20 protein-coding genes are annotated in these 25,715 nt (G+C 69.2%); 14 read left to right on the forward strand and 6 right to left on the reverse strand.

All coding sequences use genetic code 11. From position 1 onward, the window contains the following. Nucleotides 1–715: 715 nt before the first annotated feature. Nucleotides 716–2,305 (reverse strand): gamma-glutamyltransferase, encoded by a 1,590-nt coding sequence (gene ggt / locus KHC19_RS08905; RefSeq protein WP_213352009.1) that lies wholly within the window; start codon nt 2,303–2,305, stop codon nt 716–718. 258 nt (nt 2,306–2,563) lie between these two features. Between ggt and KHC19_RS08910 the strand changes: the two genes are divergently transcribed. Next, entirely contained in the window at nt 2,564–3,799 is a 1,236-nt protein-coding gene (locus KHC19_RS08910) for a Zn-dependent hydrolase (protein ID WP_343207679.1), read from the forward strand. A gap of 60 nt (nt 3,800–3,859) precedes the next feature. Here the strand turns inward: KHC19_RS08910 and KHC19_RS08915 are convergent, their stop codons facing one another. The 3 genes from KHC19_RS08915 to KHC19_RS08925 form a co-directional block, all read right to left on the reverse strand. Further along, a complete protein-coding gene (locus KHC19_RS08915; protein ID WP_213352011.1) occupies nt 3,860–5,095 on the reverse strand; it encodes an HlyD family secretion protein in 1,236 nt (411 codons plus the stop codon). Between the two features lies 1 nt (nt 5,096). Beyond that, nucleotides 5,097–5,504 carry a hypothetical protein gene (locus KHC19_RS08920; protein WP_213352012.1) on the reverse strand — a complete coding sequence of 136 codons (408 nt, stop codon included), beginning with the start codon at nt 5,502–5,504 and terminating at the stop codon, nt 5,097–5,099. 113 nt (nt 5,505–5,617) lie between these two features. Then, a complete protein-coding gene (locus KHC19_RS08925; RefSeq protein WP_213352013.1) occupies nt 5,618–6,106 on the reverse strand; it encodes a hypothetical protein in 489 nt (162 codons plus the stop codon). Nucleotides 6,107–6,521: 415 nt separating this feature from the next. Between KHC19_RS08925 and KHC19_RS08930 the strand changes: the two genes are divergently transcribed. From KHC19_RS08930 to fabI, 3 genes are read left to right on the forward strand one after another with little or no spacing between them, the layout of a single operon-like run. Next, on the forward strand, nt 6,522–8,726 hold the full coding sequence (locus KHC19_RS08930) for a DUF3141 domain-containing protein (RefSeq protein WP_213352014.1): 2,205 nt from the start codon (nt 6,522–6,524) through the stop codon (nt 8,724–8,726). Nucleotides 8,727–8,732: 6 nt separating this feature from the next. After that, complete coding sequence (locus KHC19_RS08935; RefSeq protein ID WP_213352015.1) at nt 8,733–9,701, forward strand: phosphate acetyltransferase; 969 nt, start codon at nt 8,733–8,735, stop codon at nt 9,699–9,701. A 44-nt stretch (nt 9,702–9,745) separates the two neighbouring features. Next, the gene (gene fabI, locus KHC19_RS08940; RefSeq protein ID WP_213352016.1) at nt 9,746–10,531 is read left to right on the forward strand and encodes an enoyl-ACP reductase FabI; all 786 of its coding nucleotides are present in this window, start codon (nt 9,746–9,748) and stop codon (nt 10,529–10,531) included. A 39-nt stretch (nt 10,532–10,570) separates the two neighbouring features. Here the strand turns inward: fabI and KHC19_RS08945 are convergent, their stop codons facing one another. Then, nucleotides 10,571–11,323 carry a siderophore-interacting protein gene (locus KHC19_RS08945; protein WP_213352017.1) on the reverse strand — a complete coding sequence of 251 codons (753 nt, stop codon included), beginning with the start codon at nt 11,321–11,323 and terminating at the stop codon, nt 10,571–10,573. Between the two features lie 192 nt (nt 11,324–11,515). On the opposite strand from KHC19_RS08945, the gene KHC19_RS08950 reads away from it, so the two are divergent. The 7 genes from KHC19_RS08950 (at nt 11,516) to KHC19_RS08980 (ending at nt 19,375) form a co-directional block, all read left to right on the forward strand. Continuing rightward, nucleotides 11,516–12,001, forward strand: a complete 486-nt coding sequence (locus KHC19_RS08950) for an RNA polymerase sigma factor (RefSeq protein WP_213352018.1) — start codon at nt 11,516–11,518, stop codon at nt 11,999–12,001. Nucleotides 12,002–12,055: 54 nt separating this feature from the next. Next, on the forward strand, nt 12,056–13,030 hold the full coding sequence (locus KHC19_RS08955; RefSeq protein ID WP_213352019.1) for a FecR family protein: 975 nt from the start codon (nt 12,056–12,058) through the stop codon (nt 13,028–13,030). A 139-nt stretch (nt 13,031–13,169) separates the two neighbouring features. Continuing rightward, on the forward strand, nt 13,170–15,596 hold the full coding sequence (locus KHC19_RS08960; RefSeq protein WP_213352020.1) for a TonB-dependent receptor: 2,427 nt from the start codon (nt 13,170–13,172) through the stop codon (nt 15,594–15,596). A 44-nt stretch (nt 15,597–15,640) separates the two neighbouring features. Further along, nucleotides 15,641–16,528, forward strand: coding sequence for an ABC transporter substrate-binding protein (locus KHC19_RS08965; protein WP_213352021.1), 888 nt, complete (start codon nt 15,641–15,643; stop codon nt 16,526–16,528). Further along, nucleotides 16,525–17,517: a FecCD family ABC transporter permease gene (locus KHC19_RS08970; RefSeq protein ID WP_281418556.1), complete on the forward strand. Its 993-nt coding sequence runs from the start codon at nt 16,525–16,527 to the stop codon at nt 17,515–17,517. Before KHC19_RS08965 ends, KHC19_RS08970 begins: the two co-directional genes overlap by 4 nt. Next, entirely contained in the window at nt 17,514–18,578 is a 1,065-nt protein-coding gene (locus KHC19_RS08975; RefSeq protein ID WP_213352023.1) for a FecCD family ABC transporter permease, read from the forward strand. The genes KHC19_RS08970 and KHC19_RS08975 overlap by 4 nt, the downstream gene beginning before the upstream one ends. 20 nt (nt 18,579–18,598) lie before the next feature. Beyond that, nucleotides 18,599–19,375 (forward strand): ABC transporter ATP-binding protein, encoded by a 777-nt coding sequence (locus tag KHC19_RS08980; RefSeq protein ID WP_213352024.1) that lies wholly within the window; start codon nt 18,599–18,601, stop codon nt 19,373–19,375. Between the two features lie 10 nt (nt 19,376–19,385). On the opposite strand, the gene KHC19_RS08985 is transcribed toward KHC19_RS08980, so the two are convergent. Beyond that, on the reverse strand, nt 19,386–20,273 hold the full coding sequence (locus KHC19_RS08985) for a helix-turn-helix domain-containing protein (protein ID WP_246548540.1): 888 nt from the start codon (nt 20,271–20,273) through the stop codon (nt 19,386–19,388). Nucleotides 20,274–20,521: 248 nt separating this feature from the next. Here KHC19_RS08985 and KHC19_RS08990 point away from each other — a divergent pair, with 248 nt between their 5' ends. The 3 genes from KHC19_RS08990 to fhuB all read left to right on the forward strand — a co-directional run bounded on the left by KHC19_RS08990 (nt 20,522) and on the right by fhuB (nt 25,707). Beyond that, the gene (locus KHC19_RS08990) at nt 20,522–22,801 is read left to right on the forward strand and encodes a TonB-dependent siderophore receptor (RefSeq protein WP_246548542.1); all 2,280 of its coding nucleotides are present in this window, start codon (nt 20,522–20,524) and stop codon (nt 22,799–22,801) included. Between the two features lie 79 nt (nt 22,802–22,880). Next, nucleotides 22,881–23,771, forward strand: a complete 891-nt coding sequence (locus KHC19_RS08995) for an ABC transporter substrate-binding protein (RefSeq protein WP_213352025.1) — start codon at nt 22,881–22,883, stop codon at nt 23,769–23,771. Further along, nucleotides 23,764–25,707 carry a Fe(3+)-hydroxamate ABC transporter permease FhuB gene (gene fhuB, locus KHC19_RS09000; RefSeq protein WP_343207680.1) on the forward strand — a complete coding sequence of 648 codons (1,944 nt, stop codon included), beginning with the start codon at nt 23,764–23,766 and terminating at the stop codon, nt 25,705–25,707. The genes KHC19_RS08995 and fhuB overlap by 8 nt, the downstream gene beginning before the upstream one ends. The last annotated feature ends 8 nt before the right edge of the window (nt 25,708–25,715 follow it).

Consider the following 25,715-nt stretch of genomic DNA (forward strand, 5'->3'; position numbering starts at 1 on the left):
CTGCTTCACAACCCAAAAAGAACCCCACCGATCAGAAATGACCGGCGGGGTTCTTGCTGTTCAATCCCTCTAAAACCGATCCCAAGCCCCGTCGCGAAGAACCGCAACAGCCGCCCGCGCGGAAAAACCTCGCGCGACGGCGGCCGGCATTGTCCGGCGGCCTGCTTTCGGTGGCTTTCGGATCGCCATTGACGCCATTCCAGGTCTTAATCTCGGCGCGGTGTGTGCTCGAAACGCCGCTGCTGCATGTGCAGGGCTCCTCGGCGGCGCGCAGGCGATCCGCCTCGGCCGCCAATGCGAAGGCGCGTGACGCAGGCCTCCGCCGTCGCGCCGCCGTGCCGCGGTCGTGCAGCCGGCCGAACGGGGCAGGCGGGGGCGTCATCAACCGCTCAACACGCTCAACACGCGCGCCCGCCGGCACCCGAGAACCTCGACACGGCCCCGTCCCCAACTCAGCAGTTGGACCCGGTCCGGTGCGGTTCCATGAACGCGAACTCCTTCGGCCACCTCGCCAAGGAGATTTCACCGAGGAAGATGTCCTCCCGCCGGCTCCGCGCTCGCGGAAAACAAACGAGAACCGGCCACCAACCGCCCTTCACGCAGCATTACCCTGTCGCTGAGCCGGCTTTCTTTCCCGGCCGTCCGCTGCGAGAAGAACCGCTCCGGCCACCGGCGGCACCGCTGGTCACACAGTTCCCGATGCGAAGAGACAGTTTCAGATGCCGAGGGCGCAGCCATCCTTGCGCGGGTCGGAACCTCCGGTGAGCGTGCCGTTGGCGCGGTCGAGGCAGATCGCTTGCGCGCCGCCGATCGGCCGCCCCGACGGCACGATGTCGAAGCCGCGACGGCGCAGCTCGGCAATGGTCTCCGGCGGGAAGGTGTCCTCCGCCTCGACGGTTCCCGTCCCGGGCAGCGGGAACAGCCGCGGCAGGTCGATGGCCTCCTGCAGGCCGAGGCCGAAATCCAGCACCTTTGACAGCAGATGCGCGTGGCCCATCGCCTGGTAATGGCCGCCCATGACGCCGAAGGGCATCACCGGCCGGCCCTCCTTCAGCACCATGCCGGGAATGATGGTGTGCAGCGGCCGCTTGCGCGGCGCCAACTCGTTGGGATGGCCCTCTTCCAGCACGAAGCTCTGGCCGCGATTGTGCAGCAGCACGCCCGAGCGCGGCGCCAGCAGGCCGGCGCCATAGGGGTGGAAGATGGAGTTGATGAAGCTGGCGCAGTTCCGGTCCTTGTCGACCACGCAGATATAGACGGTGTCGCGGTGCTCGCCGGCGGCGAAGGCCGGCATGTCGGCGAGAGCCCGGTCGAGCCGGATGCGGCCGGCGAGTTCGTCGGCGAGTTCGTCGGACAGGAGATAACCCACCGGCACGCCGGCCTGCGCGGGGTCGGCGAGGAAGCGGTCGCGGGCGGCATAGGCGAGGCGGGTCGCCTCGATCTCGACATGCAGCCGGTCGGCGGCCAGGGGATCGCCCGAGGCCGGGAAGCGCGCGAGGATGTTGAGGATCATCAGCGCGATGACGCCCTGGCCGTTGGGCGGGCATTCATAGATTTCGTGCGCACGGAAGCGGGCGCGGATCGGCTCGACATACTCGCCCGCGGCCTCGGCGAAATCGTCGAGCGTGTGCAGGCCGCCGAGGCCGGCGAGATAGTCGACGATGTCCTGCGCCACCTCGCCGCGATAGAAGCCGTCGCGACCTTCGCGGGCGATGCGTTCCAGCGTGGCGGCCAGCTCCGGCTGGCGATGCACCTCGCCCATGGCGGGCGGCCGGCCGCCCGGCAGGAAGACGCGGGCCGCATTGGCATCGCCGGCCAGCAGGCCCGCCTCGCGATTCCAGTCGTAATGCACCCGCTCGGCGACGGCATAGCCATGGCGCGCCAGATGGATCGCCGGGGCGAGCAATTCGGCGAAGGGCAGCTTTCCATGATCGGCGTGCAGCCGGGTCCAGGCGTCCACCGCGCCGGGCACGGTGACGGCATGCGGCGACTGGCGGGGAATCTGGGCGAGGCCCTGCCCGCGCAGATGGGCGGCGGTGAGCGCGGCGGGCGCACGACCGGAGCCGTTGAAGGCGTGCACCTTGCCGTCCTCGCCGGCCAGCAGCGCGAAGCAGTCGCCGCCGATGCCGGTGGAACCGGGCTCGACCACGCATTGGACGGCGCAGGCGGCGATCGCCGCGTCGAGGGCGTTGCCGCCGCCCTCGAGGATTCGTATGGCGGCGAGCGTGGCGGAGGGATGCGAGGTGGCCGCCATCGCCTCGCGGGAGACGACGCTGGAGCGCCCCGGCTTCTGGAAGTCGCGCATGTCGGGGTCCCTCGCCTGTTGCTGCCTGTTCCGTGTCGTTATGCCCCGTGCATAAGCGCCGGCGCGCGCGCATTCAATATGCCGGCGGTATGAAGAGGCGGGATCTCCTTCGCCGCTCCCGGGTGTGGAGAGGCGCGCCCGAGGGCGAGGTTTCCGGCCGGCCCGTCGCAAGCATTGTCGCCGCACGCCCGACCGGCGCGCTATGTTCGCGGCATGCGAATCCCCCGCCATATTTCGTCTTCGCCAGGGAGCCTTGCCGTGTCGAACCTGAAGGTCGATGCCGACCGCCTGTGGTCGAGCCTGATGGAAACCGCCCGTTACGGCGGCACGCCGGATGGCGGCATCCGCCGCCTCACCCTCACGCCGGAAGACCGGCAGGTGCGCGACTGGCTCCGCGGGGAATGCGAGGCGCTCGGCTGCACCGTTACCGTCGACGCGCTCGGCAACATGTTCGCCTGCCGGCCTGGGACCGAGGCTGGGGCGCTGCCCGTCGCCATGGGCAGCCATCTCGACACGCAGCCGACCGGCGGCAAGTTCGATGGCATATTGGGCGTGCTGGCCGGGCTGGAAGTGCTGCGCACGCTCGATGCCGCCGGTTACCGCACCCGCCGGCCGCTGATGCTGGTGAACTGGACCAATGAGGAGGGATCGCGATTCTCCCCGGCGATGCTCTGCTCCGGGGCCTATGCCGGCGTGTTCGCCGTCGAGGACGTGCTCGCGCGCCCCGACGCCCGGGGCATCACCTTCGGCGAGGCCCTGCAGGCAATCGGCTATGCCGGTGAGGCGGAGGTCGGCTCGGTGCGGTTCGGCGAGATGTTCGAGCTGCATATCGAGCAGGGGCCGGTGCTGGAGCACGAGGGTGCCGTCATCGGCATCGTCACCGGCGTGCAGGGCATGCGCTGGTACGACCTCGTGGTGGAGGGCCGCGCCGCTCATGCCGGCACCACGCCGATGGCCCTGCGCCGCGACGCACTGGTCGGTGCGGCGCATATCGTTCTCATCGTACACCGCATCGCACGGGAACATGGGGGCGTGGCGACCGTCGGCGAGATCGGGGTGAGCGATGCCTCGCGCAACGTGGTGCCTGGCGAGGTTAGGATGACGCTCGACCTGCGCCACCCCGAGAGCGCGGTGCTCGCGGCGATGGAGGCAGCGATCGAGGCGGCGCTTGCCGGCCCCGACCTCGCGGCGACGCCGGTTCGCCTCGCGCGGCTGTGGGACAGTCCGCCGGTGGCGTTCGATGCCGGCTGCATCGCGGCGATCCGCGAAGGGGCGGCGGCCGCCGGCTATCCGGCGCGGGAGATCGTGTCCGGCGCCGGGCACGATTCCGTCTATGTCGCCCGCGTGGCGCCGACCGCGATGATCTTCGTGCCCTGCAAGGAGGGGCTCAGCCACAATCCGGCCGAAAGCGCAACGCCGGCCGATTGCGCCGCCGGCGCCCAGACGCTGCTCAATGCCGTGCTGGCGCGGGCCGACCGTACCGACTCGGACTAGAAGGCCTGCCGATGAAAAACGCTGCCGAGACAAGGCGTTATCCCGGCGAGAGCCGGCGGGCTAGTGCCCGCCGCTGAAGACCAGTGACTGGATCGGCAGGATCAGCGCCTGCAGTCGCAGCAGCAGGGCATGTACCAGCGCCACGGTGTCCACGACATGCAGGTACACCCATTGCAGCGGGCCCACTCCCCCCGCGGCCAGCCGCTCGTGATTGCTGGAATAGGCATTGGCGATGCAGCTGGATCCCGGCGGCACGCCATCCAGCCCGCCGTCGAAAAGCGGCTCCAGCGTGACGGTGAGCGTGCCGGGCTGCTGGACCTGCTGGGCGTCCAGCAATTGCTCCGTCGCCCGAAACTGGCCGGCGGCTATGACATCCTGCACGCCGGTCACCTTCATCGGAATGATGGCGAAGGGCCGGGAAATGCAGGTCGCCTCGGCCACCATGCCCGGCTGCATGACCTGGGCCTCGATCTGGCCGAAGCCAGCGATGAGCCGTTCGCGGCCGGCGCCGTCGGGGATGAGCAGGCCGGCCGGGCGCATCAGCGGATTGACGAGGTCGCCGACCCGGAGCGCGAACTGCTCCACGCGGCCGCTCACGCCGGCATGCACCACGGTCTTCGCCAGTGCGGTCTCGGCCTCGGCGAGGCTGGCCTCGGCACTGGCCTTCTGGGCGGGAAGCAGCTCGGAGAGACGGGTGCGATTGCCCTCGGCGGCCGCGATCGCGGCATCCAGGGCGCCCTGGCGTCCATCGACGACGTTCTGAAGCCGCTCGATCTCGCGCCGGGTCACGACGTCGGCATTGCGCGTGTTGAGTTCCTGCTTGGTCCGCAGCTCGTCCTGCGCCTGCTGAAGCGCTTCGCGCGCCTGCACGATCTGCCCTTCGCTCGCGACGATGTCCGAGCGTGCCACCGTCATGGCGGCATCGGTCTCGACGATGCGGCGCCGGGCGGTCTCGACCGCGGCCCGTTGCGTGGAATCGTCGAGGCGCAGGATCGGCTGGCCGCGGGTCACGTGGTCGCTGACGTCGACATAGATCTCGGCCACCCGGCCGATGGTCTCCGGCAGGACGGGAACGGTGCGGAAATAGGCGGTGACGTTGGATGTCGAGGGATGGTGATAGAAGATGACGGTGATGAGCCCGACCGTGAGCATGAGGCAGGTGGTGATGCCCCAGCGAAGCTCGAACCACACCGAGTAGAGCGTGATCTCGCGCCCGATCCGCTTACCCTGGCCATAGCGGCGGTAGAGATAGTCCGGCAGCACCGTCAGCAGCGAGCACAGCAGCAGTTCCAGCATGTCACGCCCCTGTCGGTCCCGGAGAGGGAACGGCCTCGTCGCCGGGCGGCGGCGGCTCGGGAGGCGGCGGGACGCCGGCCAGCTTCTCCGAAGCTCGGGCGATGCGGTTGAGCGGCGAGAGAAAATCCGGGAGATCGATGAAGGCCAGCAGCAGCGCCGCCACCCAGAACAGATGGATGTGGGTGAACAGGGCCAGCAGGCAGAGCACGGCGACGAGCTCGAACTGAAGCTTCTGTCCCTTGTGCGCCAGGCGCTCCGGCAGGGAGTGGATGCGCAGGAAAAGCACGCCGGCCAGCAAGACGGATCCGACCAGCACGACGGCAGCGATGATCATCAGCACATCGGTGTCGCCGGGGGCGGTGATGAAGAAGGGCAGGTGCCCGGGGGCGGATGTGTGGGGATCGGTCATGCCCTCGCTCCTTCTCGCGCCCTTTGCGGCGCACCGTCACCCCGCATGGCGGGCCCGCCGGCGGAAGCCGACCACCTTCCCGCCCTGCCCGTCGTCCGCCGGGAGGCCGACGGCTATTTCCTGTTCCATGTGAGGAAGAAGCCGACATCGCCCGGCATGCCGTTCGGCCACTCGACGATCATTGCCTTCAGGCCGTAGCCGGCCGGCTTCAGCCGGTCGCGCCAGAGCTCGTAGGCCTGGCGCGGCCGCCCGGTCAGCGTGTCCGGCCAGCCCGCCAGCGAGTTGTTGATCGCCCGGCCATGATCGGTGCACAGCAAATTGGGGAAGCGCATGACCATGATCTCGGTCTCGCCCCGCTCCGCCGCCGTGCGTAGCTTCACCTGCAGGGTGCCGGCGATTTCCTCCAGCTTCTGGGGGGTGAGTTCCATGGGCTCCGCCAGGGTCTTGGCGAGCTGCTGGCGGGCCTGCGTAGCCCGGTCCACCGCCTCCAGCGCCTCGTTGGCGTGCGCCATCTCGATCTTCTCCATGTAGTTCCGAAGATCGGCGGCGGACATGAAGGTTTCATCGGCGAGCGCGGCGTGCTTCTCGGTCGGGTCGGTCATGACCTTTCTCCCTGAGGACGGTCGACGAGGTGCGATGTGTTGGGAAGAATGCCGGTAGGGGGCCGGAAGGAGGAGCCTGCCGCGGCGAGGCCGTTTGCCGGTCTGCGCGTCAGGCGATGCCGTGCGGGATAGGCGCGTCGCTTCCGGGCAGATATCCAGACGGAACACATGGGACACCGCTGCAATCGACACCTTGAGCCGCCTCGGGAAGACGCGGCCCTGGCCCAGGCCACCAAACTCTGCGCCATGCGTGCCGTTGCTGCAAGATATCCGTTTTATCCTCCGCCTGCCGCTGCGGCATCTGGCCTCGGTCCGGGAGCCGTTGCCGTTTGACACCGATCGGGCCGACCCGCACTGTCACGGGAAATACTTGGAAGCACGATTACCGTAGGCCGTTTTTCAAGAGGGGAGCGTCATGGTCGTTGCTCCGCATGATTTTCTGGGCGCCGGTTCCTATCTCGTCGATGCCGCGCAGCGCTGGACGCTGTTCCTCGACACGCTGCGTCGTCGCGGGCAGCAATATGAAGCGCATATGGCCGAGCCGGCCCCCAATGTGCTGAGCTACCGGGCCGAGCTCGTCTGCGACGGCCGCAGCCTGCCGCGGCCGGTCAACTATCTGCTCGCGCGGATCGTGCCGCCCGAAGGCATGGCGATGGAGGAGACCCGGCGTCCCTTCGTCATCATTGATCCGCGTGCCGGGCATGGCCCGGGCATTGGCGGGTTCAAGGCCGATAGCGAGATCGGCGTGGCGATGGAGGCCGGCCATCCCTGCTATTTCGTCGGGTTCCTTCCCGCTCCCGTCCCCGGCCAGACCATCGAGGATGTCGGCCGGGCCGAGGCGCGCTTCCTGGAACTGGTCGCCGAGCGCCATCCGCTGGCGCAGGGCGGTCCCTGCGTCATCGGCAATTGCCAAGCCGGCTGGGCGGTGGCGATGGTGGCGGCGCTGCGGCCGGAATTGTTCGGGCCGCTCATCCTCGCCGGCGCGCCGCTCTCCTATTGGGCCGGCGTGAAGGGCGTCAATCCGATGCGCTATTCCGGCGGCCTGCTCGGCGGCAGCTGGCTGACCGCGCTGACGAGCGACCTCGGCGCCGGCGTCTTCGACGGCGCCTGGCTGGTGCAGAACTTCGAGAACCAGAACCCGGCCAACACGCTCTGGACCAAGCAGTACAACCTCTATTCCAAGGTCGACACCGAGACGGAGCGCTATCTCGGCTTCGAGAAATGGTGGGGTGGCCACGTCACGCTGAATGCCGAGGAGATCCAGTTCATCGTCGACGAGCTGTTCATTGGCAACAAGCTGGCCTGCGGCGACATCCGCACCTCCGACGGCACGCAGATCGACCTGCGCAACATCCGCTCGCCGATCGTGGTGTTCTGCTCGCGCGGCGACAACATCACCCCGCCGCAGCAGGCGCTGGACTGGATCCTCGACCTTTACGACAGCGTCGACGAGATCCGTTCTTATGGCCAGACCATCGTCTACGCGGTGCACGACACGATCGGCCATCTCGGCATCTTCGTCTCCGGCAGCGTCGCCCGGAAGGAGCATGAAGAGTTCGCCTCCAACATCGACTTCATCGACGTGCTGCCGCCCGGCCTCTACGAGGCGATCTTCACGCCGAAGGCAGGGGCGGACAGCGATCCCGAGCTGATCACCGGCGACTGGATCATGCGCTGCGAGGCACGCGACCTCGACGACATCCGCGCGCTGGGCGGCAACGACATCGCCGACGAGCGGAGTTTCGCCGCCGCGGCGCGGGTGTCCGAGATCAACCTGTCGCTCTACCGGGCGCTGGTGCAGCCCTTCGTGCAGGCAACCGCCAATCCGGCGATGGCGGCGACCCTGCGCAAGCTGCATCCGTTGCGGCTGTCCTACGAGATGTTCGGCGCGCAAAATCCCTTCCTCGCCTTTCTCGACACCGCCGCCGAAAAGGTGCGGGAGGAGCGCCGCCCGGTGGAGCCGGACAACCCGTTCCTGAAGGCGCAGGAGCAGGTCTCCCGGCATATCGTCGAAAGCCTCGATGGCTGGCGCGCGGCGATGGAACGCCAGGCCGAGCTGGTCTTCCGCACCGTCTACGGTTCGCCGATGCTGCAGGCGGCGGTCGGCGTCGATCCCACCTCCCCCCGCCGCCCGCGCACCGCCGCCCGGAGCCCGCTTCATGCCGAGCTGATGGCGCGGAAGATCGAGGAGCGGCGTGCCGCCTTCGATAAGGGCGGGCGGCTGGAAGCGGCGGTGCGTGCCCTCATCTATGTCGGCAGCGCCCGTGGCGGCGCCGATGAGCGCGGCTTCCGGGCCATCAAGCGGCTGCGTCGCGAGGGGGAACATGCGCGCAAGCCGACGCTCGACGAGTTCAAGGCGCTGGTGCGCGAACAGTTCGCCATGCTGCTGATCGACCGCTCCGCGGCGCTGCGGGCGATACCCGATCTGATGCGGAACGAGCCAGACGAGGCGAAGGCGGAAACGCTCGCTCTCGTCGAGCAGGTATTGTCCGCCAGCGGTGCGCTCGAAGGGGCGGCGGCCGAGCGCTTCGAGGAGGTTCGGCAGCTTTTCGGCCTCGCGGCATCCACGCAGGCCGGGACGCCGCGCCGGCTGGCCGTCGCGACCCGGAGGGGAGAATGAGGCAGCATGGTCGATAAGGAAGCCTCCGGGCCGGGGGCTGCGAGCCCTTCGAAATATGACCGGCTGATCGCCGCGGCGCGTGCGGAGACCGCCGCCGCGACCGCCGTCGCGCATCCCTGCGACGAGACCTCGCTGCGCGGCGCGCTCGAGGCCGCCGAGGCGGAGCTGATCGTCCCCATCCTGGTCGGGCCGGAGGCGAAGATCCGCGCCGTGGCGGAGCGCCATGGGCTTAATCTCGCCACCGTCGAGATCGTCGACGTGCCGCATAGCCATGCGGCGGCGGCGAAGGCGGTCGAGCTGGTGCGCGAGGGGCGCGCCGAGCTGCTGATGAAGGGCAGCCTGCACACCGACGAGCTGATGAAGGAAGTCACCGCTTCCGCCACCGGCCTGCGCACCGAGCGGCGCATCAGCCATGTCTTCGTCATGGACGTGCCCGGCCATGCCGAGACGCTGTTCATCACCGATGCGGCGATCAATATCTTCCCCGACCTCGATGCCAAGCGCGACATCATCCAGAACGCCATCGACCTCTGGCGCGGGGTGGGCCTGGGCACGCCCAAGGTCGCCATTCTCTCGGCGGTGGAGACGGTGACCACCAAGATCCCGTCCACCATCGAGGCGGCGGCGCTGTGCAAGATGGCCGAGCGCGGGCAGATCACCGGCGGGATGCTGGAGGGGCCGCTCGCCTTCGACAACGCGGTCGATCCCGAGGCGGCGGCGGTCAAGGGCATCGTCTCGCCGGTGGCGGGCCACGCCCAGATCCTGGTGGTACCCGATCTCGAGGCTGGCAACATGCTGGCGAAGAACCTCACCTTCCTGTCGCATGCCGATGCGGCGGGGGTGGTGCTCGGCGCGCGGGTGCCGATCATCCTCACCTCGCGGGCGGATTCGGTGCGGACCCGGCTCGCTTCCTGCGCCGTCGCCGCGCTCTATGCCGGCCGTCGCCGTCGCGCCGCGCCCGCGGTCGCGCAATAGCCTGCGCAACCTCGTTTCCGGTCGTCATCGAAGGAGCCGTCGCGATGCCCATCCCAAGCCTGCCGATCAAGCTTCTCGACGGCAAGAAGGGGCTGGTGGTCGGCATCGCCAACGAACATTCCATCGCCTGGGGCTGCGCGCGGGCCTTCCGCGCCTTCGGCGCCGACCTTGCCGTGACCTATCTCAACGACAAGGCCCGGCCCCATGTCGAGCCGCTGGCGGCGGAGCTGGAGGCACCGATTTTCCTGCCGCTGGACGTGGCGCAGCCCGGCCAGCTCGAGGCGGTGTTCGACCGGATCGCCGCCACATGGGGCAAGCTGGACTTTCTCGTGCACTCCATCGCCTTCTCGCCGCGCGATACCCTCGCCGGCCGGGTGACGGATGCGCCGCGCGAGGGGTTCCTGACCACGATGGAGGTGTCCTGCTGGTCCTTCATCCGCATGGCGCACCTCGCCGAGCCGCTGATGAAGGAGGGCGGCACGCTCTTCACCATGACCTATTACGGTTCCGAGCAGGTGGTGGAGAACTACAACATCATGGGCGTGGCCAAGGCGGCGCTGGAGAGCGCGGTGCGCTACATGGCCGCCGAGCTCGGCCCCAAGGGCATCCGCGTGCATGCGATCTCGCCCGGCCCGCTGGCCACCCGCGCGGCGTCGGGCATCCCCGAATTCGATGCGCTGCTGGAGAAGGCGAAGAACAAGGCGCCGGCGCGCGAGCTGGTGTCGATCGACGATGTCGGCGCCGCCACCGCCTTCCTCGCCCATGACGCAGCGCGGCTGATCACCGGGCAGGTGCTCTATATCGACGGCGGCTACCACATCATCGACTGAGCGGGGAGGGCGCCGCCCGGGCGGCGCGGCGGCGCGGTCTCAGGCGATCCAGTAGGCGATCGCCTTGCAGCGGGTTCCGGCGAAGGCCGGTATCTTGCGGGCCTTGCGGCGGACGGCGCGCATCGCCGCCTGTTCGCCGGCGGCCCAGAGATAGCCGTTGCCATCCATCATCGCGACCTGCGCGAACTGTTTGTCGAGGGTGCTGGCGCACAGGCCGTTGCCGGTTCCGTGGATCCAGCTGACGGTCGCGCGCGGATGGGCGGGCAGGCTCTGCTCGTGGGAACGGTCGGCCACCTCGATGAAGATCTGCGAGGCGACGTGATCCGGCGTCTGCTCGATGAGGCGCGCCAACGCCGGCAGGCCGGTGGCATCCGCCATCAGCACCTGCCAGCTCAGCTCCTCCGGGGGCTCGTAGAGACCGCGGGGACTGTTGATGACGATGGCCGCCCCCGGCTCCGCGGCACACGCCCAATCGCTCGCCATCCCGCCTGCGTGAACCACGAAGTCGATGTCGAGCTCGCGGGCGGGGGCATCGAACCGACGTATCGTATAGGTGGAGAACCTCACCCGCTCGCGCTCGGCGGGAAAGGTCCAGTGCCCCTCGTCGTCGATCTCGGGCAGCACCAGTTCGCCGGAGGCGGGGTCGGGGAAGAACAGGCGGACATATTCATCGCCGATGCCGGTGGAGGGAAACGCTGCCAGCTCCTCGCCGGTGAAAGTGAGGCGCACCATGCCGGGGGAGAGATAGCGCCGCTCGACGACGCTCAGTTCATGGAATTTGCGCTGGCTCATGGGTCCGTCCGCTCGGGTCGCCATCATCATCCCCGCCTCATTGCCGGACAGCTATAGTCGAAACAAGGAATAGACAAGTCTATACTCCGAAGCATTAATTGTAATATTTCTAAACTGTGTTTGTTGAAGGTATTCATTTTTGTTGTTAAGCATCGACCTGACGATTTTCCAGATCCGCGAGTTTTTGCGCTCATGTCGACCGGTCTCGACGACCTCGAGGAGCTCTATGTCTCCGAGCATCTGAGGCTCCAGCGGGTGGCTGCCGGCAAGGTGGGCCCCGCCCATGCCGCCGACGTGGTGCAGGATGTCTTCATCGCGCTGTGGGAGCGCGGCACCCGGGCCGTTTCGCGGAACTACCTCACCGGTGCCACGCGCTATGCCGCCATCGGCCGCTACCGTGCCGAGTGTCGGCGCGTCGCCCTGCTCGGCCGGCTGGTCGAGGAGCAATATGCCGCGCCTGTCGCGGGCCCGGACCGCCTCGTCGCCGCGCGGCGCGATCTCGCCCGGCTGAACGAGGCGATCGGCGCCCTGCCCGAGCGCACGCGGCAGGCATTTCTCTTGAATCGCGTCCATGACTGCACTTATGACGAGATCGCCGCCGTGCTCGGCGTCTCCTACAGCACGGTCGAGCGGGAGATCGCGCGGGCGCTTCTCGCGTGCCGCGCCAGCATCGACTGACGTGGAGGACGGGCGCGGCACCCGGCCCGGACGTGCCTCGGAGCGATACCGACGATGATCAGCGACGAGGAAGATCCGGTCGGCCTGCAGGCGGTGGCCTGGTTCACACGGATGAACGGACGGCCCTCCGAGGAGGACCGGCGCGATTTCGGCCGCTGGCTCGCGGCAGCTTCCGCGCATCGGGAGGCCTATGAAAAGCTGCGGGCGATGTGGGGCGATCTCCACGCGCTGGCCGACATGCCGGCGGTGCGCCAGGACGCCGGGCTGGCCGGGTTGCGCGCCAGGATCGAGGAGAAGCGCCGCCGGGCGCGCCGCCTCGCCTCGGGCGTGGCGCTCGGGCTGGCCATGCTTGTCGCCGGCAGCTGGGTCTGGCTCGAACGTCCCCATCTGCTGCAGGACCTGCGGGCCGACTATGTGGCGCCGCGCGGCGAGCCGCGCAGCGTCGGCCTTGCCGACGGCTCGGTGCTGCTGCTCGACGCCGACACCGCCATCGAGGTGGATCTCGGCGCGGGGCAGCGCCGCGTCGAGGTGCTGCGCGGCACGGTCTTCTTCCGGGTGAAACCTTCCAGCATCCCCTTCGTCGTCGCCGCCAGCAATGGCGAGGCACGGGTGCTCGGCACCGAGTTCGACGTGGCACGGCGAGAAGGGGGTGACGTCACGGTGACGCTGGACAGCGGCAGCGTCGAGGTCGGCCTGACCGATCGCGACGGCGCCGTCACGCTGCGCCCGGGAGAGAGCGTCGATTATGGCGGCCAGGGGCTGGGCGCGCCGCACACGGTCGATCTCGAGGAGGCGGGGGCGTGGCGGCAGGGGCGCTTCATCTTCACCAATGCCCGCCTCGCCGACGTGCTGGAGCGCATCGGCCGCTACCGCGACGGCCGCATCGTGGTGATCGGCTCCGCGCTCGCGGAGACGCGGGTCAGCGGCAACATCTCCCTGCGCGACACCGAGGCGGCGCTCGCGGCGGTGCGGTCCTCGGTGGGCTTTCCGCTGCACGAGATCGGCCGGCTGACGCTCATCGGGCCGTGACTGGCCGTTCGTCTCGAAAAAATATCGCGTTCCGCTGAGGGTCCCGCCCCTCCTCGCGCGACATGTCAGTGAGAGCCCGCCGCCGCATCCCGATGCGGCTGCCGGTTCGCGCGGGGCAGGTCGTCAAGGGGGACGGGGAATGAGGGTTGAATGCGGAACGGTCCGGCGGGCATGGCTGCTGGCGACCACCTTTCTGATGGTGGCGGCGGCAGGGGCCATGGGCGTCTCGCCGGCCGATGCGCAGGCCACGGTCCAGGCCGCCTACGCCTTCGACATCCCGGCCAAGCCGATCCGTGCGGCGATGAACGACATCGTGCGCGTCACCGGCATCGACGTCGTGTTCCGCGAGACCCCGGCCGCTTCCCGCCTCGGCAATCCGGTGCGCGGCTCGCTCACCGCCAGCCAGGCGGTGGCGACGCTGCTGGGCAATACCGGCCTGGCCTATCGCTTCAGCAACCCGACGACGGTGGAAATCTTCGACCCGGCCTCGTCGTCCGTCGGCAGCGCACCCGACGGGGCCATCTCGCTCGATACCATCCAGGTGGAAGGCTCCGGGACGCTGCCCGCCCCCTATGCCGGCGGGCAGGTCGCCACCGGCGGCACGCTCGGCGTGCTCGGCGTGCGCGACGTGATGGACACGCCGTTCACCGTGGCCAACTACACCTCGAAGCTGATCGACGACCAGAACGCCCAGTCGATCGCCGATGTGGTGAAGAACGATCCGGCGATCCGCAATGTCGAGCCCACCAACACCGGCAACGCCAATTACTACCTCATCCGCGGCATCCAGGTCGGCAATGGCGCGGTGGCGTTCGGCGGCCTGTTCGGCGTGGCGCCCAACAGCCAGTCGACGCTGGCCGGCATCGAGCGGGTGGAGGTGCTGAAGGGGCCGGGGGCCTTCCTCACCGGCCTTTCGCCGAGCGGCGTCGGCGGCGTCATCAACCTGGTTCCGAAGCGCGCCGGCGACGACCCGCTCACCGAACTGACCACCACCTACATCACCGACACCCAGTTCGGCGCCCATCTCGATATCGGCCGCCGTTTCGGCGAGAACAAGGAATGGGGCGTGCGCGGCAACCTGCTCTATCGCGACGGCGACACGCCGGTCAGCGACCAGTCGCAGGAGCTGATGAACGCCACGCTGGGCATCGACTACAAGGGCGAGAAGCTGCGGCTGGCGCTCGACCTCGGCACCCAGATCCTCAACACCGACCGCATGAACAACACCGTCACCCTGGCGGCCAAGGCACAGGTGCCGCGCCCGCCCTCGCCGGAGGACGGCTGGGTGTCGCCGTGGAACTACAGCGACTTCCGCGACAATTACGGGATGATCTCGGCGGAATACGACGTCACCGACAACATCATGGTCTATGCCAAGGCGGGCATCGACACCACGGACTGGGACCAGGCGGTCGAATCCGGCACCAACCTCCAGTACAATGGCGACTTCACCGCCAACGCCTATCGCTATCTGATCGATATCGAGCGCCAGTCGGGCGAGACCGGCGTGCGGGCCTCGTTCGACACCGGGCCGGTGGCGCATCAGCTGGCACTGTCGGCGAGCGCCTATACCGCCACCCGCTGGAGCGCACCCCAGCCGGCAGGATTCCCGATCAAGACTTCGTCGAACATCTACAACCCGACCTTCTCGCCGGAGCCGGTCATCCCCACCATGGTGATGGGTCCGCAGAGCGAGACCTCGTTCTCCAGCTACGCGCTGGCCGACACGCTCTCCATGCTCGACGAGCGGTTGCAGGTGACGCTCGGCCTGCGCCAGCAATATGTCGAGGTCGACAATTTCAATACCACGACCGGCATCCTGGCCAGCAGCTACAGCAGCGACGCGCTCACCCCCATGGTGGCGGTGCTGGTGAAGCCGTGGGAGCGGGTGTCGCTCTATGCGAGCTATATCGAGGGGCTCACCGCCGGCCAGGTGGTGCCGGTCGCCTATGCCAATGGCGGCGACGTGCTGCCACCCTTCACCACCAAGCAGTACGAAGCCGGCATCAAGGTCGATTGGGGCACGCTGCTCACCACGCTGAGCTTCTTCCACACCACCCAGGCCTCCGGCATCGCCAATACCGCGACCAACACCTTCACCGCCGATGGCGAGACGGTGTATCGCGGCATCGAGTTCGACGTCGCCGGCGAGATCGCGCCGTGGCTGCGCATCCTTGGCGGCTTCGTGCTGCTCGACGCCGAGATGACGCAGACCGACAAGGGCCTTTACAACGGCAATGACGCGCCCGGCGCGCCGCCGGTCACCGCCACGCTCGGCGTCGAATGGGACCCGAGCTTCGTGGAGAATCTCACCCTCTTCGGGCGCATGAACTTCACCGGCTCGTCCTATGTCGATGCCGGCAATACCCAGAAGCTCGCCAGCTGGACCACTTTCGACTTCGGCGCCCGCTACACGATCGAGCGCGAGGGCCACGAGCCGATCATCGTCCAGGCCAACCTGATCAACGCCTTCAACGAGGCTTACTGGACCACCTATCCCGGCTTCAACCTGCTCTATTCCGGCGAGCCGCGCACGCTGGCGATCTCTACCGTGTTCAAGTTCTGAGGCCGGCGCATCGGATGAGGCGGGGCATCACGAGGCGCGGCTTGGTGGGAGGCGGGCTCGCCTTTTCCGCTTGCGGGGCGTCGGCGACCCCCGCGCGCCGCACGGTGGAGACGCCGCTCGGCCGGCTCGACATTCCCGTCGCTCCGCGCCGGGTTCTGGCCGTCGATTCCCGGATCAGCCTCGAATCCGCGCTGGCGCTGGAACTGCCGGTGGTCGGCTACAGCCACAGCCGGGCGCGGCCCTGGGTGCCGGTACCGGCCGGTGTGCCGATGCTCGCCGCGCCGCCGGATCTCGAGCAGATCCTGATGCTGAAGCCGGATCTCATCCTCTGCCCGGATACCGCGCCCTATTCCGACTGGTGGCCGCTGGCCCGGCTTGCCGCCATCGCCCCGGTGCTGCCGAGCAACCATCGCCTCGGCTGGCAGGTGAACCTCGCCCGGCTCGCCGGTTGGCTGGCGCTCACGGCTCTGGCGGAGCCGCGCCTTGCCGCGCATGAGGAACTGGTCGCCTCGATCCGCCGCCGCCATGGTGCCGCGATCGCGTCGATGCGGGTCGCCGCGCTCTATTTCGATCCGCTGAAGCGGCGCGCCATGGTGTGCAGCGACGGTACTGCCTATGGCCGGGTGATGCCGGCGCAGGTGCTGGCCGAGCTCGGCGGCCGGGAGGTCGATGCCGGGCGGCTCGGCCCCTCTGGCGACGTCGCCCTCGAAGCCTTCGGCGATGTGTTCGGCGATGTCGATGCCCTGCTGGTTCTCGATTTCGGCGACGGCAGCGTTGGGGCGCTTGCCGGCGAGGCGCTGTGGCAGCGCCTTCCGGCCGTACGTGCCGGCCATGTGCATATCGTCGCCGGCAATTGCACCTTCGGCTCCTTCTACACGGCGCAATATCTGGCGGATGCCTGGGCTGCCCTCTATGCGCGGGCCGAGGCATGAGGCGCAGCGTCGCCGTTGCTCTGCTCTGTACCGGGTTGCTGGCGCTCGCGATGGCTGCGGGGCTTCTTGCCGGCGTGAAAAGCCTGTCGCTGCCGACCTTGCTCGAGGTGGCGCTCGGACGCGGGGACGCGGAGGCCCGGCTCATCCTCCTCGAGCTGCGCTTACCGCGGGTCGTGCTCGGTTGCCTCGTCGGCGCGGCGCTGGGCATCGCCGGCGGCATCATCCAGGCCGCGACGCGCAATCCGCTCGGCGATCCCGGGCTGCTGGGCATCAATGCCGGCGCCGGGCTTGCCATCGTCGTCGGCGCCGGGCTGCTCGGCCTATCCGGCATGGGCGCCCTGCTCACGCTCGCCGCGGCCGGCGCCGCGCTGGCCGCGCTCGGCGTGCAAAGCCTCGCCGGGCTCGTACAGGGCAGCAGCGCCCCACTTCGGCTGACCCTTGCCGGAGTCGCCGTCGGCGCCATGTGCATGGGGCTGACGCAGGCCATCGCGCTCGCCGATCCCGAGCGCTTCGATCTCGTGCGCAACTGGCGCGTCGGCTCGCTGGCCGGCGATGCCGGGCTCATCCTGCCCTCTCTCGTTCCGGCCCTCGGCGTCGGCCTGGTGGCGACCGCCCTGCTCGCGCCCCGGCTCAACATCGCCGCCCTCGGCGAGGAGCGGGCAGCTTCGCTCGGCCTGTCGATCGGCGTGACGCGCGGCCTCGCCTTGTTCGTCACCGTCCTCCTGGCCGGCACCGCGACCGCCGCCGCCGGGCCCGTCGCCTTTGTCGGCCTCGCAGCGCCCCACGCGGCACGCCGCCTCGCCGGGGCCGACGAGCGGGCGGTGCTGCTGAATGCCGGGCTCATCGGCGCGGCGCTGATCGCCGCCGCCGATGCGCTCGGGCGGATCGCCGCCGCACCGGCGGAAATCCCGGTGGGTGTCGTCACCGCCCTGCTGGGCGCGCCGATCCTCGTCCTGCTCGTCGGCGGCCGTCGTGGAGTGGCGCGATGACAGGTCGTCCGACGGCCATGCCCGCGCGGATGCTGACGCTCCGCCTGCCGGCGGGCCGCCTGTCGCTGCGGGTGGCGCCGAGGGCGGCTCTGTGCTGCGCCGGCCTCGGCGGTGGCTGCCTTCTCCTTGCCCTGGCGGCGCTGACGATCGGTACCATGCCGATCACCCTCGCCGAGGCGGCGCGGGCGCTGCGGGGAAACGCCGGCGCCGACCTTCATTTGGTGGTCGTCGAATGGCGGGCGCCACGCATTGCCGGCGCGTTGCTGGTCGGGGCGGCATTGGGCATGGCGGGGGCGCTGTTCCAGACGCTGCTGCGCAATCCGTTGGGCAGTCCCGATGTGGTCGGCTTCGACGCCGGCTCCTTCAGCGGCGCCCTGATGGCGATGCTGGCGGGAGGCGGCCCGGTCGCGGTCGCCGGCTCCGGCTTTGCCGGCGGTCTCCTGGCGGGCGCGCTGGTCTTCGGATTGTCCGGCTCGGCCGGCGGCTCCCGCGCGCGGCTGATCCTCACCGGCATCGCGGTCGGCGCCTTCTTCACGGCGCTCAACGACTGGATCGTGATGTCGGCGCGGCTCGACACCGCGCTGGCGGCGGCGAGCTGGCGGCTGGGCTCGCTCGCCGGCATTACCGCCGACCGGCTGGCGCTTGCGGCCGTCCTGCTCGCGGCGCTGCTGCCGCTCGGGCTGTCCTGCGGGAGGACGATGCGCGCCCTCGAACTCGGCGACGACAGGGCCGCCTCGCTCGGCATCGGGCTGGCGGCGGCGCGGCTCCGGCTGGCGCTGGTCGGGTTGGGGCTCACCGCCGTTGCCACCCTTGTCGCCGGGCCGATCGGCTTCGTCGCGCTCATCGCGCCGCAGGCCGCACGGCGGCTCGCCGGCGGCGCCTCGCTGCCGCTGCTCGCCTCGGCGTTGTTCGGGGCCTTCTTCCTGCTGGGCAGCGACGTGGCGGGGCGTCTGGCCTTCGCCCCGCTCCAGCTTCCCGCCGGCGCGCTGACGGCGGGGATCGGCGGGCTCTATTTCGTCGCCCTGCTGTGGAGCCGGCGCTCCGGCGGAAGGGTAGCCTGATGCGGGAGGGGAATCCGGCGATGGAGACGCGCGGCTTGACCGCCGGCCATGGCGGACGGCCGGTGCTGGCCGGGCTCGACGCCCAGTTTCCGCGCGGCGGCTTCTCCGTCATCATCGGCCCCAACGCGTCGGGCAAGTCCACCCTGCTGCGCTGCCTCGCCGGGCTGCTTCCGCCGATGGCCGGCGAGGTGCGGATCGATGGCGCACCCCTCGGCAGCTTCGACCGGCGTGCCCGCGCCCGCCGGCTCGGGCTGCTGCCGCAGCAGGCCGAGATGCCCGACGGCATCACCGCGGCGGAGTTGGTGGCACGCGGCCGCCACCCGCATCAGAGCCTGTTCCGCCAATGGTCGGCCCGCGACGAGGCGGCCGTCGCGGCGGCGCTGGCGGCTACCCGCACGGACGAACTGGCGGGGCGGCCGGTGCAGGAACTATCCGGGGGGCAGCGCCAGCGGGTGTCAATCGCGATGGCGCTGGCGCAGGAAACCGACATCCTGCTGCTGGACGAGCCGACGACCTATCTCGACATCGCCCACCAGATCGAGGTGCTGGATCTCTGCGTCGAGCTCAACCGGCGAGGCAAGACGCTGATCGCGGTGCTGCACGATCTCAATCTCGCCTGCCGCTACGCCACCCACCTCGTCGCCATGCGGGAAGGGGCGATCGCGGCGGCGGGGGCGCCGGCCGAAATCGTCACCGAGGCCCTGATCGCGCGCGTCTTCGGCATAGGCTGCCTGGTGCTGGCCGATCCGCTCACCGGGCGGCCGATGGTCATCCCCCGCGGAGCCGGGCACGCCTAGCCCGGTCGCCTCAGCCGCGCCGGTCGCGGCGCCAGGCGGCGGGCGTGGCGCCGAGATGCTGCCGGAACATCCGCGTGAAATGCGCCTGGTCGTAGAAGCCGGTCGCGGTCGCCACTTCGGTGAGCGACATGTCGCTGCCGAGCAGCAGGCCCTGGGCCCGCTTCAGTCGCGCATCGGTCTGCCACTGGTGCGGCGGAATGCCGGTGGCGGCCTTGAAGGCGTGGCTGAAATAGCTGGGCGACAGCCCGACCAGCTCCGCCAGCTCCTCCAGCCTGATGCCCCGCAGGCAATTGGCCGCGATATAGTCGGTCACGCGGCGTAGCTGCCAGGGTGCCAGTGCCGTGCGCTTCTGGCCGAGCCGCCGCGTCGACCGCAGGAAGTCGATGAAGAACGCCGTGGTCAGGCTGTCACCATAGAGCTGGTGCAGCGGCTGCGGTTCCCGGCATTCGGCGGCGATCAGCCCGGCGAAGGTCATCAGCCGCTCGTCGGTGAACATCAGCCGCGGGGTTTCGAACGGCTCGGGATCGAACTCGTCGGCCAGGCGGCGACGCAGCGCCTCCATGTCGAAATGCAGGTCGAGATGCCGCACATAGGTGGTGCGGGACACGCGCGACCAGAGCGGCACCCCGGCGGGAATGAAGCTGATCTGGCGCGGCGCGTGGCGTTTCGGCCGCGTGCGCATCCCGGGCGACAGCAGCATCTCGAATTCGCCGCCGGACTGGTCCAGCAGCACGAAGAGGCGAGGGTGTTCCGAGACATATTCGGCCCGCGCCCCTTCCCGGCCTTCCGCTTCCCACAGTTCCACCAGCACGCCGTCCCAGAACCGGCGATGGCCTTCCCCGAGGACGGAAATGCCCTCGTGTCGCGTGGTCATGTTGGGGGCGAACGGTACGGCCATGCTTCTCCTCGGTGGTTTAAATCTCCCGGATGCACCGCGGGACGAAGTGCGGGCAAATGGAACGTCGCCGTCGCAGCCATTCGGATTGATGAGCCAAGAACGTACAAGGTTTGACAAAAACGAACAATCATCCAAAGAAAAGGGTTGCTACCAGATGTTTCAAGTCGAGATCGGAGTTAAGTGACAGATATTCCTTTGAATATTTCCGATCTGACTGCGGGTTGGGCAAATAGTCTGGAATGATTGCAATGTATCGGTCCTCGTTCAAGCTGCTGCTTCTGACCACCACCATGGCGGCGAGCCTGCCCTGCTGGCAGGCGGCCCTCGCCCAGGAAGCGCAATCGCCGGCGCAATCTTCGGCGGGCTCGGCGATCGAGCTCGATACCGTGTCGGTCCAGTCCGACCGGCAGACCGGCACCGGCCCGGTCAACGGCTATGTCGCGACCCAGACCACCGCCGGCATGAAGACGGATGTGCCGATCACCGAGATTCCCCAATCCGTCTCAGTGATCGGGCGCGACGAGATCGACGACCGCAAGGCGCTGAAGGTCGACGAGGCGCTGCGCTACACCGCCGGCGTGCACGCCTCTCCCTATGGTGGGCCCGACCCCGATACCGACTGGTTCTATATTCGCGGCTTCAACGCCACCCAGACCGGCATCTTCCTCGACAGCCTGTCACTCTACAGCTACGGCTTCGGCGGCTTCCAGATCGATCCGTTCATGCTGGAGCGCATCGAGGTGCTGAAGGGGCCGGCCTCCGTGCTCTATGGCGGTTCGAGCCCGGGCGGACTGGTCAATCTGGTCAGCAAGCGCCCGCGCGAGGAGCGCTTCGGCTATGCCGAGGTAGGCATCAACAATTTCGGCAATGCCTATTTCGCCTTCGACATCAACGAGGTCTATGGCGCCGCGGATCCGCGCACGCGCGATCCCAACGATCCGAGCCTGGTGACCAAGGCGCCGGCCGCCACCAATCCGGTCTGGATGTATCGCATCACCGGCCGCATTGCCGGCGGCGACACCTATACCGACTATTCCAACGACCTGCGCGGCGTGATCATGCCCCAGGTCACCTATCGGCCGTCGCAGCAGACCGAAGTGACCGTCTATGCCCAGCTCGCAGCGCTCGACCAGGTCAATGTCGGCGGCGGCTTCCTGCCCTATTACGGCACGGTGGCCAACGCCCCGTTCGGTAAGATCTCGCGCGACGCCTATTTCGGCGAGCCGGACCTCGACAACAGCCGCTATACCCAGCTCCTGATCGGCTACGAGCTGAAGCACGAATTCGAGAATGACTGGATCTTCCACTCCAGCGCCCGCTACGGCCATCTCAACAAGCGCGAGATCGGCCCCTATCCCTATGGCTATTACGACCCGACCACCGGCTATGGCGGCAATCCCCTGCCGCTGACCTCGAACAACCTGCTCAACCGCATCGGCTTCGAGGGCAATAGCGAGGTCAACAGCTTCGCAACCGACAACCATTTCCGCCGCGAATTCGCTACCGGCGCGGTGGAGCACGACTTCATCGTCGGCGCCGACTACACGCTCTATCACCTCGACAACGTCCAGGCCTCGGGCGGGGCGACGCCGATCAGCGCCACCGACCCGGTCTATGGCGTGCCGCAGGGGCCGACCACGGTCTATATGGACCAGGTGCTGACCCAGCAGCAGTTCGGCGGCTATGTGCAGGACCAACTGCGCTTCGGCGATGGCTGGATCGTCACGCTCAACGGCCGCTACGACTATGTGAACACCAAGTCGGAGAGCCCGCCGACGCTGGCCTTCTCGCCCAATTACGAGACGAATGACGGCGCGTTCACCGGCCGGGCCGGCCTCGGCTACGAGTTCGCCAACGGCATGACGCCCTATGTGGCGGTGTCCAGCTTCTTCAACCCGGTGGTGGGCGTCGACGTGAACAATACCGGCTTCAAGCCGGAGGAGGGCCACCAGTACGAGGCCGGCATCAAGTACCAGCCGACTTTCGTCGACGCGCTGATCACCGCCTCGGTGTTCCAGATCACCCGCCAGAACGTCACCGTGCCGGATGTCGACAACATCTTCTTCGACACCCAGCTCGGCGAAGTCCGTTCCACCGGCTTCGAGCTGGAGGCCAAGGCGAATGTAACGAAGAATTTCCGCCTGATCGGCACCTTCACCGTGCTGGACATGGAGATCACCAACGACACCAATCCCGCCATCATCGGCAACGAGCCCATGCTGGTGCCGGACGTAATGGCTTCCGCCTGGGCCGACTACACCTTCGACCAGGGGCCGCTGGCCGGTGTCGGCATCGGTGGCGGCGTGCGCTATATCGGGGCGTCGTGGATCGACGACGAGAACACGTTGCAGGTGCCCTCGGTGACGCTGTTCGATGCGGCGATCCGCTATGAGCGCGACAGCTGGGGCGTCGCCCTCAACGTCAACAACATCTTCGACGAGGTCTATGTCTCCGGCTGCCAGGGCATCTCCAGCTGCGGCTATGGCGACAGCCGGACCATCACCCTGTCCGCCCACTACAAATGGTGAGAGCCGACCCGATGCCCGCTGATCCCGCCGTCGCGCCGCTACGCGCTCGCCATGTCGGCGTTCGGGCGGGTCTTGCCCGATGAAGGCTGACGGCGGCATTGGCCGCCGCGTCTTGCTCGCGGCGGCGGCGGCCTTCCCCTTCGGCGCGCCGGTGGGGGCGAAGGCCGCCATGCGGGCGGCGACGCTGGATTGGGCGATATTGGAGACGCTGCTGGCGCTCGGCCATCCGCCGGTGGCCGCCACCGAGCTGGTGCAGTTCCGCGAGATCGCGGTGGAGCCGCCGGTGCCGGAAGGCGTCGCCGATCTCGGCCTGCGCGGCCTGCCCAATCTGGAGACGCTGCTGCTCGCGCGGCCCGACGTCATCTTCAATTCGAATTTCTACGTCGCCCTGGAGGCGCGGCTGACGACGATCGCCCCGGTTGAAGGCTTCACGCTTTACCGCCCCGGCGTCGCGCCCTATGAGGCCGCTCTCGCCATGACCCGCCGGATCGCCGCGCGTCTCGGCATCGCCGCCGCGGCGGAGACACTGATCGGAGGGGTCGAGGCGGATTTCGCGCGGGCGCGCCAGCGTCTGGGGCCGATGGATCGCCCGGTGCTACCCATCAATCTCGGCGATGCCCGCCATTTCCGTGCCTTCGGATTCGACAGCATGATCGGCGAGGCATTGCGGCATATCGGCATCGAGAATGCCTGGACGCTTCCCACCAGCTACTCGGCGGCCGCCCCTCTCGGGCTGGAAACTCTCGCGCGGCACGGCGAGGCGTGGATCGCCATCATCGGGCCGGTCCCGCCGGATGCCGCCGACGTGCTGCGGCGAAGTGCGCTCTGGCGGGCATTGCCGGCCGTCGGGGCCGGGCGGGTGATGTGGCTCGATCCGGTCAACCCCTTCGGCGCGCTGCCTTCCACGCAGCGCTTCGCCCGGCTGCTGGCCGATGCGCTGGTCGCAAGCCGTGGTGACGCCCGTGGCTGATCCGAGGCGCCGGTGGCTCGGCGCCCTGCTCGTCGTCGCTCTCGCTCTCATTGCCGCGCTGGCGGCGCGCCCGGTCGTGCCGGGTCTCGAGGAGACGATGCTGTGGCAGGTGGCGCTTCCGCGCGCGGCGGTGGCGCTGCTGGCCGGGGCGGCGCTCGGCCTGTCAGGGGCGTTGCTGCAGCATGTGCTGCGCAATCCCATCGCCGATCCCTCGACGCTCGGCATCGCCTCCGGCGCCCAGTTTGCGCTGACCATCGCCCTTGCCTATGCGCCGGGCCTGCTCGGCTTCGGGCGCGAGGCGGTGGCGCTGGCGGGCGGCGCCGCCACCGCCGCGCTGGTGCTCGGCGCCGGCTGGCGGGGCGGCCTCGATCCGGTGGCGGTCGTCCTGTCGGGCATGATGGTGTCGCTGCTGGTGGGCGCGCTGAGCGCGACGCTCATCCTGGCGAAGGGCGATTATGTGCTCTCGCTCTTCATCTGGGGAGCCGGCGTGCTCGACCAGCAGGACTGGGGCAGCGCCGGCACGCTCGGCATCCGGCTCGCCATGGGGCTCGCGGCGAGCCTCCTCCTCCTGCGGCCGCTGGCGGTGCTCGGGCTTGACGATGCCGGCGCGCGCAGCCTGGGAGTGCGGCTGTCGGGTGTTCGGCTGGCGGCGCTGGCCCTTGCCGTCTGGCTGGCGGCCACGGTGACGGCCGAGGTCGGCGTCATCGCCTTCATCGGCCTTGCCGCCCCGGCGCTGGCGCGTTTCGCCGGTGCGCGCACGATCCGACAGGTCATGCTCGCCGCTCCCCTCGCCGGGGCGCTGGTGCTGTCGCTGACCGACAGCCTGGTCCAGCTCGGCGGATCGCAGGGGCGCGACCTGGCGCCGACCGGCGCCGTGACGGCGCTGCTGGGCGGGCCGTTGCTGCTCCTGCTGCTGGCGCGGCGACGGGCGGAACCCCGCCGCCATCCTGCATCCGCGCCCGTCTCGCGGCGGCTGTCGCGGCCGTTGCCGAGGCTCGGCCTGCTGGCGGCCGGCGCAGTGCTGGCGGCCCTCGCGGCGCTCTGCCTCGGCCGCTCGGCGCAGGGATGGCACCTCGCCACCGGCCCGCTGTTCATGGAGCTTCTCCCCCTGCGCTGGCCGCGGCTCGCGGCGGCGGGCGGCGCCGGCGCGATGCTGGCGGCAGCGGGGCTGATTCTCCAGCGCATCACCGGCAACCCGATGGCGAGCCCGGAAGTGCTGGGCGTCAGCGCCGGCAGCGGCGTCGGCCTTTCCGTCATGCTGCTGGCGGGGGGCGCGTCCGGGCCGCTGCTGTTCGCCGGCATGGGCGCCGGGGCGCTGGCCGTGCTCGCGATCATGCTGATCGTCGCCGCCCGGTTGTCCTTCGGCCCCGAGAGCTTCCTGCTGGCGGGGCTCGCCTGCGGCGCCTCCTGCATGGCGATCCTGTCGGTCGTCCTCTCCAGCGGCGGCATGGCCGCCTACATGCTGCTCGTGTGGATGTCGGGCTCGACCAACCGGGTCGGCCCGGGGGAAGCGCTGACCGCGCTCGGCGCGGCGCTGGTGCTGATCGCGCCGGTGTTCCTGCTGGCGCGCTGGCTGTCGATCCTGCCGCTCGGGCCGGGCGCGAGCCACGGCGTCGGCCTTCCCGTCCGGCAAGCGCGGCTGACCCTGGCGGTGCTGGCGGCGCTGCTGACCGGCATGGCGTCGTTCGTGGTCGGCCCGCTGAGCCTGGTCGGGCTGATGGCGCCGCATCTCGCCCATCTCGCCGGCTTCGCCCGCCTGCGCGAGCAATTGGCGGCGGCGCTGCTCATCGGCGCGACGCTGCTGGTCCTCGCCGATTGGCTGGCGCGGCTGGTGGTCTTTCCCTACCAGGTGCCGACCGGGCTTTTCGCCGCCCTGATCGGCGTTCCCTATCTCCTCTGGCTGCTCAACCGGGCGCAGAGGCCGCGCTGCGCCTGAGGGGATAT

It is taken from the genome of Ancylobacter oerskovii (genome assembly GCF_018390555.1).
Taxonomy (GTDB): Bacteria; Pseudomonadota; Alphaproteobacteria; order Rhizobiales; family Xanthobacteraceae; genus Ancylobacter; species Ancylobacter oerskovii.